We start from the raw sequence: 11,755 nt of genomic DNA on the forward strand, positions 1-11,755 counted from the left end.
GTTTATTTTTATTTATTTTATCACTTAAATTCATTAATAAAATATAGTAATGTATGTATTTATCGATCGTAAAACGGTTCTTATGACCTTTGATGATGGCTAAAATAATATATGTATTCTATTACCTCTATTTCTAAAATAAATCCTTAATCCTTCTTTTTCATCACAAAATCTTTTGGGTTACCTTTTAACTGGTAATACTTCACGTTAAGACGAATAACTCCTACGATGATTACCAAAAATCCTATTATATATAACATTGTTCCTTTCTCCGTTTCTTATTGTTTAGCGAACTTCTGTAAATACTTCACATGTTTATTTTCAGTATCTTTATCAGTAATATTTGCTTGCAAAATAGCCTGGTAAATATGCTCGACCTCGTCTTTTGTTAATTTCACATCAATATAGGATTCGATACATTTTTTTAGATCGTTATAATATAGGACATGTTTATCTTTAGAATGAACATTTACTCTTTTTAGGCTGCATTTTGGATGAAACGCTGCAATAGAAATACACGGCAGCTGTTGTTCCATCACCCATTCAATTGTTTTCATGTGCTTATAATTTTGTCTAAATGGATTCTGAAAAGAGTGTTTCTTTCTAAAAATACCTTGTGTCCATCTTGCTGCCTTCTCACTTCCATAAATCCAGCCCTCGTAGTTCTTCGTCTCTATAACAAATATACCTGTTTCTGCAATAACAATATGGTCAATTTGAGTTGTATCACCATACTCTGTATGAACCGCCACATCATGTAACACCCAATACCTTTCGTGATCTAATTTTCTTAATATACGTTTTACCATCTTTTCTCCAGCTCTTCCTTTCCATTTTGGAGCATGTTTTTTTACCATAATGTTTATCGGTATCAGAAGCACAATTAGAATTAATTCGAATATTAATACTTTCATAATTTAAGTCCCCTTTTCACATTCTTGTGTTTCTACGCATTAAACGATATACATGGGTTTCTAATCCTAAAATATAATATGAGATACATAAACCTTTTATCACCATCTCTATGAATCCTAATGCTAATGAAACAATGAGTCCGCCCCGAAATTGAAACGGTCTTGTCACCCTCCGATTCACTGGTTTTTCAATCACTCCAAAATTAGCCCAGGTTGGCAAACGCTTTTCTACATTCTTTATAGTGCCCATTAATCCATATTTCAATGACAAAATGAAACATCCAATTAGTAAATATATAATAGAAGAAAAATAGATAGATAAGCCCATAACAATAATTGTGAGCAGCCAACCTATCAAGATAGAATTACGTAAAGCGGTATATTCTGGATTTCTTTTCAAAACAAGCACTCCTATCAAAATAAATTAAGTTATTATTAAATACGAGGTATGAATTTCTAATTTAAATATTATTTTAGTTTCTATCTTCCTCGTCTGTTTTGTAGGCATACCAGCTCTACTACGAGGAGTGTTCATTCTACAAATGGAAATCCTTTACAACAAAAAACGATTAAAAATCGAACGAATTATCCCCTATATCAGAGGAGATATTTGCAGAATATGAAAGGAAAAATCAGATGGGTAGATAAAAGGTACTGAATGAACATTCAGTACCTTTTATCTATATATATTTCTTTACATATTCGCAAATAACCATGGAGCCAGTACGGCTAACATACATAGTAAACAAGATCCCGTTATAACGCGATTAGACCAACGATAATACTCAGGTTGTTTTGTACTCTCATGAATTCTTCGTAAACGAATTCCTGCAATTAACATAAAGGGTGTAAAAATAAGTGCTGTTGCTTTAAACAGGTCTAAAAAATCCGTAAAAATGTTCATAAACGAAAATACATCCGAACTAAATAAGAAATATACACTTAATCTCATTGCCATCATACTAACGAACGAGAAAATCATACTCCCTGTTGCCCATTTCATCCATTGACCATTCTTTGTAATTAACGCCATAACCATGACAATAACACCTAATATGAAAGAGATAGAAAAGATATTTACCCCTACTTTAAAAGCTGGTGCATACATACCCTCAACTTTTTGTATAATTGATGACCCAAATGAATCGTCTTTCTCTGTCGTTTTTGTTCGATTGTTTAATCCTTCGTTAAAAGATGAAGAAACATCATTTCCTTTCAATTCATTAAAATCCACTTTTACAGATGCATGAGCTGTATGTAAAGGTATGAGTACTAGGATCATAAAAACAAATGTACATAAAACTCCAATCATCCCTTTTTCTCGCTTCACAACACATCACCCGCTAATTTTGGCTTAATGCTCTTTAATTTGATTTCATTTCCTTCTGCAACATAACGGAGATCTGCGGAATAATAGATATTGGCTTTTGTATATGCCCCCATAATCGCATTTGCAATTTCTTCTTTTTCTACTGCTACATATGTTTCATTTTCATTATAAAACTGTATTTCAATTCGATTAATATTATTATTTAATACTGTTATATGTAACTCTTTTAAGCTATTCAAACGATTTCCTAAACCACACACTAGCTTAAATACCTTACTCGCAAGTGTAGGTGGCTTAACATACGTCGTATTAAAATGAATCGTTTCATCATCTATAACACCATCTTCCTCAACTGCGCACGTCATAATGAAAGAATGATTTTGTTTTTCAATTTCTTGTTGATTTAACTTGCGATCAATGACATATTTCAGACTTGTTGATAGATTTTCTATATATTCATCCAGTTCAGTATTTGAAATTTTAACCTCTGAGAATTCTGGGAAAATCATGTAAGCGTGCATATTAGAACTACTTTTACTTACACGTAATACCTGTACCTGTTTCTTTTCATAGCGCACCGTTTGTTCCAATTTTTTTACTACATTGTTGCTTATATGATCTATTATCATATTTCATCAGCCTCCAGTAATTTTAATAAAATAATTTTTACAATCTCATGTATATAAAGCATTGCAATATTTTGCTGAGGTCTCGAAACTCATATTTTATGACTAATAATCACTTTAATCTTAAAACATCTTAATATTACAATGACGTACAGTGTTTCATTATAGTTGAATATTCTTATATGGTGAATCGTTCTGTTTCACTCATTTGCATAAAAATAAAAGGCTATTTTATCCTTATACAAATGAGTGAGAACATACTGTATTTCATGCTATTTATCTAAGAAAATTTAACTGGGAAATGGATGTTATACACTCCCTAGTCATATATTATTTGATTCAACTAATGTATAGAAAATAGGTGGATTCACCTCAAATTTTATATACATTCATATATTATCTGGTATTATCCCTCCTTCTGTATAAATCCGATAGCACTTCTTATTAGATATCTTTATAAATAACGTTAATCCTTGTTCTCTTTCTGTCACTTTTGCAGTCCACTTTAACGCTTGTGCCTCTTCTACTTCTGATTTTCACTATTAACAAAAAGCACAATTGTTCAAGTTCTAGAAATGTCATTCATGTTCTCACTTAGCATTTACTTCTCCATCCAAATTCTTTTAGACCGATGTCACAAATAAATTGTAAACACTGACGGACCCTTTTCTAATGTAATTTCCTTTGTGAGAGTAGTAATACGCTCTTACTCCTTACTAATCATCCTGCATTCCCTTGGTCAGCAAGAAACAAGACGTTTCACCAATACATTTCCCCTCTCAATTATTCAAATGAATCGTACTTAAACTAGCCCTTTACGAATTTGTTTTTTTCTTTTTCTTCTATGTATTGAAATTAAATAAAATTTTTCCGCTAAATCATTTTTATATGCATAATCATCTACCAGATTTCTAATTGCAATAAAAAAGGAAGCTCCAAGTACTCATATCACTTAGTTCTTCCTTTTCCCCTGTATAAACTACCATCACATGATTTATATCGTAGTTCTTCATTTGCACTCCCTAATAACTTATCTATATCAATCAATATATCATCCGGCTCTTTAGATTACTCTTTTAGATCTACTAATACTATTCAAACATTATTTTATTTCATTTTGTTATGAATCATAAATAATCCCACCTGCAACTTGAAAACAACATAAAAAGGACTTCTTCAAGTCGATTAAAAATGTGCATAACAAAATAAGCTATATATGCACTAATCGGCTCAAAGAAGCCCTTTCAAAATTGAAACAAGAACACAACTTGCTTCTGCAACTCAACCACAACACATAAGGCGTGGGAATAAACGGAATTCAACAAATAACAATATACCTATATATTATACAATTTAGATTTTTGTATCAAGAATTTTTTTATTATCTTTAGTCATTTGTCAGATGCTATACAATCAATAGCATTATCTAATAAGTTAATTCCAAGATCAAATATTATAATATTAATAGTAATCACCAGTGAAGTTTTACTAATAATGATAAATAAAAGACGCCAACTAGCGTCTTTTATTTACTCTTCCATATTTTGATTTTTTAATAATTCAAATTCCTATCTATGAAATATACTCCTCGTACCATTTAGCTTTTTTAGTTTACACTTTACACTCTTTTTCTTCATCTCACTCTTGTATTTCTTCGTACATACGCTGTCTTTCTTTGTTAAGAGCTCTAACTTGATCGTAATCGTAATCAACCGATCCCCTTTCTTCTGTTCTACGTTGTATTTCTTCGTAAATGCGCTGCTGCTCCTTGTAAGCTGCATCCCCCTGATCGTAATCAATTAATTCCTGTTCTTCGCCCCTAATTTGTCTTTTTCGCTCTTCTCTCTTTTGTTGTAGTTGATATCTTCTATATGCCTTCTTATCAGTAATTTTTTCACAGTCGTGCGCTAGCTCCTTCGTTTCGTCATGTCCATGTCCGCAAAAATCGTTTGGAATTATAGCACTAGATTTCTTAACAGATTCAGGATTAGGATCTTCATGTTCTTTGCTAGCCTTCTCATCTTTAACTGCAGTATTGCTAAGACCACCTTGCTCTTTGTTCGTTACATTTCTATTAGAATCAAACTTTATAGTCATCGAACCGTGTCCACCGTGACCTAAATATATATAGATAGAGAACAATTTAGTTGTTTCGCTGGATCCAGGCTTTCCTGCTATCTCTATGACTTTGTCCGCAGGCATTCCAACCTTGATTTGATTATACTGTTCTAGTGATACTGTTGATGCGTCCTCATGTACATCTTTATAATGCGGATATTTGTCATTAATTTCTTCATCTTTATTCTTAGATTCCTCCACTTGTTGTAGCTTTTTTTTCTTCTTAGGTTCTTCTGTATCCTCTTTGACCTTAGGCAGAGTGGACTTCTTCTCTACAATCTTAGGGGGATTAGACTTCTCCTCTTCGACCTTTGCGACTTCTATAGAGTCTTGTTCCTTATATGGCTTGTAATCCCCATCTTCCTTTGCAGAGCAGGCACTAAAAATTGATACAGACGTTGCACTTAATACAAGTAATTTCTTTAATAATTTCGTATTAAATTTCATAATATTATTCCCCCGTTACATATATTAAATTGCCCCCTCATGCTTCCTCCTATAAACGTTATCCTTTTCCTTCGCACATAGACTCACATATAACTTTGCGTAAGCCTCTTCGATATTCATTACAGATCACTTTTTGGCTGTAGTACTTGTACACCCCTATAACATTTCAAGTTGATTAGTGTAACCCACAAGTCAGCATCTTTCTCATTATTCGCACTCTATTTCTATCAAATGTCTTAATTACGTATCTTATGCTGCGGAAAGAATTGTATATTAAATGTACTTCGTTATTTACCTTACTCCATTAATCAACGGCTAAGAGTTCAATTAGTGATATGTAAATTTTTTATCTTTCTATTATATAAATTGCTGTATATTGCATTATTATAATATTATTTTAGCAAATATTGTTAATCTATTCAACGTTGATTTAAAGGTGTTAAAAAACGAATAAGTGGAATTCTTAACGAATAGAGATGAAATTTCGTTAAGAATTCACGTAATTTTCACACATTAAAACACTGCATGTTAATATTTGTTATATAATGAAACCAAGCCTTAAGTAAGATAGTTTCCCTGTTACGAGTAATGAGATAGTTTGTTTCACCTTTTTATATTATCTAAAAAAGAACTTGTAGTGATGCCTACAAGTTCTTTTTGCATTTTTTATCATTTTAACCAAGGAGACACCTACCAAAATGAAGGTGAATCAAATGATGATTAATAAAGCCTATAAATTTTGAATCTACCCACATCTAGCACGAGCAATTTTAGGCAACAAAGTTAATGTTATCTCTTTTCTATCAAGCGAAGGTTTTATAGTACCCTCAGAACGAAATTTTGTGCTAACTTTTACCCATCCAGCTCATTTTTTCGTTTTAAAATATTTCAAAATATGGGCTGGATGGGTACGTATAGTGACCTCCACTTAATTATCAGAAAAACCTTAGCCTCTAATTGCATACACGCTAATTACGATGATTTCCCAATTCCAGCACCATAATGAATCTCTCCTTCTCCTCTTTTCATCAGTATTGATAGGTAATAGAGGGGCCAGTCACAAAAACAGGTTGTGAAGAAAGTCTTCTTCACAACCTGAGAGTAAGTTATATATCCAAATATGACCTGTTCTTTTAAGTATTTAGTCTTTTATAATCTGTTATAATCGATATAACTAGAGTCATAATAAATCCACTGACCTGTTCCAATTCTTAGCCAACCATTCTTTTCTTCATATACTGTAACTTTTTCGCCTTTACTTGTCTTTCTAACAATAGAATAATTTGTACCTGACCCGCTTCGAACATTTACCCCAATACCATTAATTTGAGCCGTTCCAACTACCTTTTCAACACTGCCATTTTCAATTACTTGTAGCATATTTAGAATGAATGTTGCTGTTTCACCACGAGTTGTTGTTCCTTTAGGGTCGTATTGATTTTCACCCTTACCTTTGACAATACCTAAGCCATACAATCTTTGTACATCTTCTTTATAGCTAATTTGGTCTTTGTCTGAGAATGGTAGGTTTACAACTGGTCCCCATATACCTTTATACTGTAAAGCCTTGTTTACAATAATTGCTGATTCTTCTCTTGTAATAGGTGTGTTTGGGTCAAAATAACCATCTCCTCTACCTTGAATGATACCTGCACTTGCAGTACGTTTAATACCATCTCGTAAAGTTGAATTTGCATCGTTTAGGTCTTTAAATGAAGCATCTCCAGCTGGCAGGTTTAGAGATTTAGAGATTAATTGAGCAAATTCGGCTCTTGTTATTGCTCTATTGGGTGCGAAAACTCCGTTTCCTTCCCCTATCATAATACCCCTTCTATTTAACTCTCGAATAGCTTCTTCATACCAACCTCCTGTAATGTCATCTTTTGGTTGATAAAGATTATTATAATATCCCTCAACGCTATTTACGAATACATCCCATTGCCCATTATTAATCATGTTAGCAGGGCAGATTTTACCGCTCCATTTTTGGTGTTTTACAATGTTATTTAACGGTATACCAGTTTCTTTCATTAAATAAGCTACAAGTTTCTTAGCGTTATCTACTGCTTTACTGTAGTTTCCGTCACTGTTAACTGCGATTTCAATTGCAATAGATTCTCTATTACCTGGACCATCACCGTCTCCTGCGTGCCATCCGTTCTCGTTTAATGGTAGATGTTGATAAATTTCTTTATCGTCTACTGTAAAATGCCACGATGCAGCTCGGTCCGTGTTACCTACTGCTTGGTTATATAGGTATTGAGCATGGTTTCTAGCACCTGCTCCTACACTTGTATTATCAGTCTCATGAATTGTAATATACTTTGGACTCATGTAGTTTTGAGGACGAATATTATCGTTACCTGCTGGAACAATCCATTCAGTGAATGGAACACCGTTTATTGTACTAGAGGTGCTAGGTGATATGGGAGACAGACTACGTTTTGTTCTGTTTGAATTGTTAGGAACAGTTAATGTGCCTGTTTCTTCATGAATACCCTCTGAGCGTTGAAGACTATCTGCTTTCTTATTGTCGACAGTACCTCCACCACGTCCGTCTACCTCTTCAAAACTAGCTTCAATACTTTTTAAAGCCTGTTCATTTATTGTTTGAATTTGGTCTGTGTTCTCTTGCACTTGAAGGCTTGTAGATTGCTTATTGTTTACTGATTGTTGTTCCTCTGCAAACGATACCAATGGTGAAGATAATACCGTTAATCCTGCCGTGAATGCTACTACTTTTTTATTAAATTTAATGTTCATTTCTAATTTGGTATACCTCACTATTTTAATAGATATACCTTCCTCCTTGTACTTCTTTTAGTGTGAATGTTAGTTTAAATAATGGTAGCCTGAACCTTCAAAATGACGGATTGATTTTACATTTCATATGTCAAACCGACATCTATAAGTCCTACATGAAATGTCAGTACTTTAGAATTATAACACAGCACGGTTGCAATAATTCCAAGACTCTTGCAAGTAATCTCCTAATCTTCGACATGCTGATAGGATGACTCTAAAAAAGGGCATTATCAGTATGGAAAAGGGAAATTTGTTTAAATGGGGCATTATCACAGCGCTATCAAGCTAAAGTTTTATACCACCCATAAAGCAAAAAAATGTTATCCTTTCTGTAGAATTATAGGAAGGGATAGCATTTCTTTATGAATCTTTAAATGCTTACGTTTACTGAAGAATTACAGCGGCATATGCCTCCCCAGGTTCTATAAAGAACGAAGCACTTGATTATCAACATGATTGATCGCATCTAGTTTCTCAGGATAACATTTTAAGAGTTCCTATTTCAAATGGTGAAGATTACACTATAGATGATAAATTTACAACTTCACTCTTATTATTCATCTGCATAGTTTATCTTAATGGAATAGCATTCAAAAAATTCCCTAACAATATAAATCCCCCTCTCCAATTCCTTGAATCTGAGCAATCGGTACATCCTTACTGGTCTTTTTGTTTTTATCGTCACCCTTTCAAATCATCTTCATATGTTGTATATAGATATCTCCTTTCGAATTGACAATGATGCCTCTTTCAAGTCCTTAATGGTACGCCTTACAAAGAGCACTTTTGAAAAGTGCCCTTTGTACTTTGTAATACACTCAATCTATAATAAAGTAATTTTAATGTATGAATAATTTACACCTGCCTCTTTGTATGAATTGTAATTATTTGTACACACTATAATTGGAAGGCTTGAATCATTGTCATTGAAAAATGTTCAGCACTTATGTTCAGCACTTCCGCTCCTTAAGAGAACAGTCTACGCAACTGTTCTCTTTCCTTTTTTAACAAATATAACAGGACAAGCATAGTTAACAATCCTACGATCGATTGCATTGCAACAGTCTCAACGTTTCCTCAACAATTTCTCAATATTTTTCATGGACAATAGCACACTTCCTCACCGTTATTAATATCTTAATATTAAATACTGAAAGGAGGTGCTAAAAAATGACTTGGTTCATTATTTTAGGATTTATGCTTATTTTAAGTATAGGCAGCTTTCATACACATAGTATTCATATCATTTTCAAAATAGATTCAGACATAAAAGCTATGCCAAGTTGGTCTTTCATTAATAAAATAAACTTTCAAACATTTAAAGATTTTTTAAAAAACCCAAACAGGAATAAACTCAAAAGCCTTACCATAGGAGAGCTGTTTATCCCTTTAAGTCTATTCAATAAATTATTTGGAAAAACATTAATTTTTCTACTCCTATTCTTCTATTCTCAATACTTCAATTAAATATAATATGAGTTGAGTAAAAGAATAGCAGTCGCCAACCATAACAAACAACAGACCGCCTATTACAGACGGTCTGTTTTAAAACAAATTGATTATATCAACAGAATAAGGACACTTTAAATATTCATTATATTCTTATTATTAACGAAAAAAATGGTAGTAATAAGTGCATTAGCATATAGCACGAATAGTTTACATGCACCTCAACAATCTTCTTCTAATGGTGGAGCAATCCTTAGTGTCTCTGTAGAAGTATCTATTAATTAATGTAATACATTTTTCTTAGTTATAAAATCAGAAAATTCATTTTTTACAAAAATGTTGCATACACTGGATAGAATATTGAATCCTTAGTCCGAAACAAATTTATTTTGGACTATTCACGTTACTATAATTGTACGTAGAATGATAGACTAAAACTTCCACTTAGTCTTGTTCTGTAATTTCTTCTCTTTTTGAAGTAAGGCCTTTAACTTTTTTAAATAATCGATTTCCATACGTAAACATTCATTTTCATCTTTTAATGTCTCTATACCCCCTTCAATAGTTGCATTATTTAACTTTGATCTTGCCTTTTCCATAACTGCCCACCTTTCTTCTTTTTATATGAGAATTCCACGCCTTTTAAATCATATATTTCCCTTTACCTACTAACTATTTCAATAAATTCTTTAACACAAGCAATTCATTTATTTCATTTGTTTTTATTTTATTTCTCAGAATTTCAAATATATCTTTTGAAAAACCCTGGTATTCCATTCATATTTATCTCTCCTAAATAAATCGTAATACATATTATACCCAACAAATTTATAAGCTTTAATCTTATTTTTAACAAAACCTTCATAATTTTAAATAGACATAACACTTCATGCTGTCAACTCCCCCTATATGGATAAATATGAATCATCTAATTTATTTGACATTTCAATGACTTATGACAGGAAAATATATACATTTAATTAAACCTAATGTATCTTTGGTTTGTAAGTCTTATTTAGTTGGCCAACTTTTAATACAATTTAATAATTAAAAATAAGGGGGATTTAAAAATGAATCAAGTATTAAGGAAAAGTAAGAAAAAAATGATGTATCTAGTCGGTTCACTTCTAATTTCTCTATCAATGTTTTCAACTACAAGTTTTGCAGCTACAGAAGGTGCTGTAAAAAGTGTTACAAATAGTAATTATACTGGAATTGCAGCTGATATAAACCTACCAAAATCAGTTGTTGTTAAGGATGGATATGTGAATTGGTATTTAGGTATTGGAGCATCTAAAGTTGAAGGTGGTATTTCAAAAACACCAAGTGGATATAAAGTATTTCTTAATTCAGGATATAATGAATCAGGTCAAAACAATAAGTATTGGAACACACAATATGATACATTAATTAAAGATGGTGATCGAGTAAACCTTAAAATAATTAATAACGGCAATGGTACGGTTACTATGTATGTAAATGGAATGCCTAGATATACAAATCAGCCTGTATATGGCTCATTTTCTCAATACGAACCAGTAAAAATGGTTCAGGGCGTTGAAGATACTGGACGTAATTCTTTTAGCCAAGCTAGCTTTTCAAACGTACATCTAAGAGCAGATACATCTGGATCTATCTACACGAGTTGGAACAGTTCTATTTCTTCCACATTTTCTAAACATGGTACTTATAGTGACAATTTCACAGTTTATTCTCAAGTACCATTAAGCGCAAGTTTACGCTAAGGTTGCTCTTGTATACGAATGATTTTGTAAAAAAAGGTAGCTGTACTTTTTGTATAGCTACCTTTTTCATATGGTGAATTTTTAATAGATATTCTATCAGCCATATGTTACATTCTTCATATTTTAGCTTCTTTGAATTAAATAGTACTTAATCAGCTTGTCTTATTACTTCACTTAACGTAACGAGGTTCAGCTTATAGCAACTACAACACGCTTTATTATTAATACTACTATTATTATTTTAACTTTAATTCCATCGCATTGATTTTTTAATAATAAATATACAACCTATTAATGATAATACATATACAATAAGAATAA

The 11,755-nt window shown here is 32.1% G+C and carries 9 protein-coding genes and 1 pseudogene; 3 read left to right on the forward strand and 7 right to left on the reverse strand.

Annotated elements, in window-relative coordinates:
- Window positions 1-278 precede the first annotated feature (278 nt).
- Together GBN78_RS25355 and GBN78_RS25360 are read right to left on the reverse strand one after the other, a co-directional pair.
- Window positions 279-914, reverse strand: coding sequence for a nuclease-related domain-containing protein (locus tag GBN78_RS25355; RefSeq protein WP_070183893.1), 636 nt, complete (start codon window positions 912-914; stop codon window positions 279-281).
- A gap of 16 nt (window positions 915-930) precedes the next feature.
- A complete protein-coding gene (locus tag GBN78_RS25360) occupies window positions 931-1,314 on the reverse strand; it encodes a hypothetical protein (RefSeq protein ID WP_000828138.1) in 384 nt (127 codons plus the stop codon).
- A gap of 55 nt (window positions 1,315-1,369) precedes the next feature.
- On the opposite strand from GBN78_RS25360, the pseudogene GBN78_RS31060 reads away from it, so the two are divergent.
- Window positions 1,370-1,562 (forward strand): annotated as a pseudogene (locus GBN78_RS31060) (hypothetical protein); the annotation flags it as partial.
- Window positions 1,563-1,608: 46 nt separating this feature from the next.
- On the opposite strand, the gene GBN78_RS25370 reads toward GBN78_RS31060, so the two are convergent.
- The 4 genes from GBN78_RS25370 to GBN78_RS25390 form a co-directional block, all read right to left on the reverse strand.
- A complete protein-coding gene (locus GBN78_RS25370; RefSeq protein ID WP_000817900.1) occupies window positions 1,609-2,244 on the reverse strand; it encodes a hypothetical protein in 636 nt (211 codons plus the stop codon).
- Entirely contained in the window at window positions 2,241-2,873 is a 633-nt protein-coding gene (locus GBN78_RS25375) for a hypothetical protein (protein WP_152127837.1), read from the reverse strand. The genes GBN78_RS25370 and GBN78_RS25375 overlap by 4 nt, the downstream gene beginning before the upstream one ends.
- A gap of 1,635 nt (window positions 2,874-4,508) precedes the next feature.
- Window positions 4,509-5,435, reverse strand: a complete 927-nt coding sequence (locus GBN78_RS25380; protein WP_070183891.1) for a hypothetical protein — start codon at window positions 5,433-5,435, stop codon at window positions 4,509-4,511.
- Window positions 5,436-6,584: 1,149 nt separating this feature from the next.
- Window positions 6,585-8,198, reverse strand: coding sequence for an S-layer homology domain-containing protein (locus GBN78_RS25390; protein WP_152127838.1), 1,614 nt, complete (start codon window positions 8,196-8,198; stop codon window positions 6,585-6,587).
- 1,212 nt (window positions 8,199-9,410) lie between these two features.
- On the opposite strand from GBN78_RS25390, the gene GBN78_RS25400 reads away from it, so the two are divergent.
- On the forward strand, window positions 9,411-9,707 hold the full coding sequence (locus GBN78_RS25400; RefSeq protein WP_152127839.1) for a hypothetical protein: 297 nt from the start codon (window positions 9,411-9,413) through the stop codon (window positions 9,705-9,707).
- 413 nt (window positions 9,708-10,120) lie between these two features.
- Here the strand turns inward: GBN78_RS25400 and GBN78_RS30405 are convergent, their stop codons facing one another.
- Window positions 10,121-10,288: a hypothetical protein gene (locus GBN78_RS30405; RefSeq protein WP_000409540.1), complete on the reverse strand. Its 168-nt coding sequence runs from the start codon at window positions 10,286-10,288 to the stop codon at window positions 10,121-10,123.
- Between the two features lie 471 nt (window positions 10,289-10,759).
- Between GBN78_RS30405 and GBN78_RS25410 the strand changes: the two genes are divergently transcribed.
- A complete protein-coding gene (locus GBN78_RS25410; protein ID WP_152127840.1) occupies window positions 10,760-11,434 on the forward strand; it encodes a hypothetical protein in 675 nt (224 codons plus the stop codon).
- The last annotated feature ends 321 nt before the right edge of the window (window positions 11,435-11,755 follow it).

The sequence above is a fragment of the Bacillus sp. B2-WWTP-C-10-Post-4 genome, from assembly GCF_009183805.1.
Lineage (GTDB): Bacteria > Bacillota > Bacilli > Bacillales > Bacillaceae_G > Bacillus_A > Bacillus_A cereus.

Bases quoted from the DNA above. Each gene is read 5' to 3' on its own strand.
- GBN78_RS25355 (WP_070183893.1), bottom strand. From the start codon at position 914: ATGAAAGTATTAATATTCGAATTAATTCTAATTGTGCTTCTGATACCG.
- GBN78_RS25375 (WP_152127837.1), bottom strand. From the start codon at position 2,873: ATGATAATAGATCATATAAGCAACAATGTAGTAAAAAAATTGGAACAA.
- GBN78_RS25380 (WP_070183891.1), bottom strand. From the start codon at position 5,435: ATGAAATTTAATACGAAATTATTAAAGAAATTACTTGTATTAAGTGCA.
- GBN78_RS25390 (WP_152127838.1), bottom strand. From the start codon at position 8,198: ATGAACATTAAATTTAATAAAAAAGTAGTAGCATTCACGGCAGGATTA.
- GBN78_RS25400 (WP_152127839.1), top strand. From the start codon at position 9,411: ATGACTTGGTTCATTATTTTAGGATTTATGCTTATTTTAAGTATAGGC.
- GBN78_RS30405 (WP_000409540.1), bottom strand. From the start codon at position 10,288: ATGGAAAAGGCAAGATCAAAGTTAAATAATGCAACTATTGAAGGGGGT.
- GBN78_RS25410 (WP_152127840.1), top strand. From the start codon at position 10,760: ATGAATCAAGTATTAAGGAAAAGTAAGAAAAAAATGATGTATCTAGTC.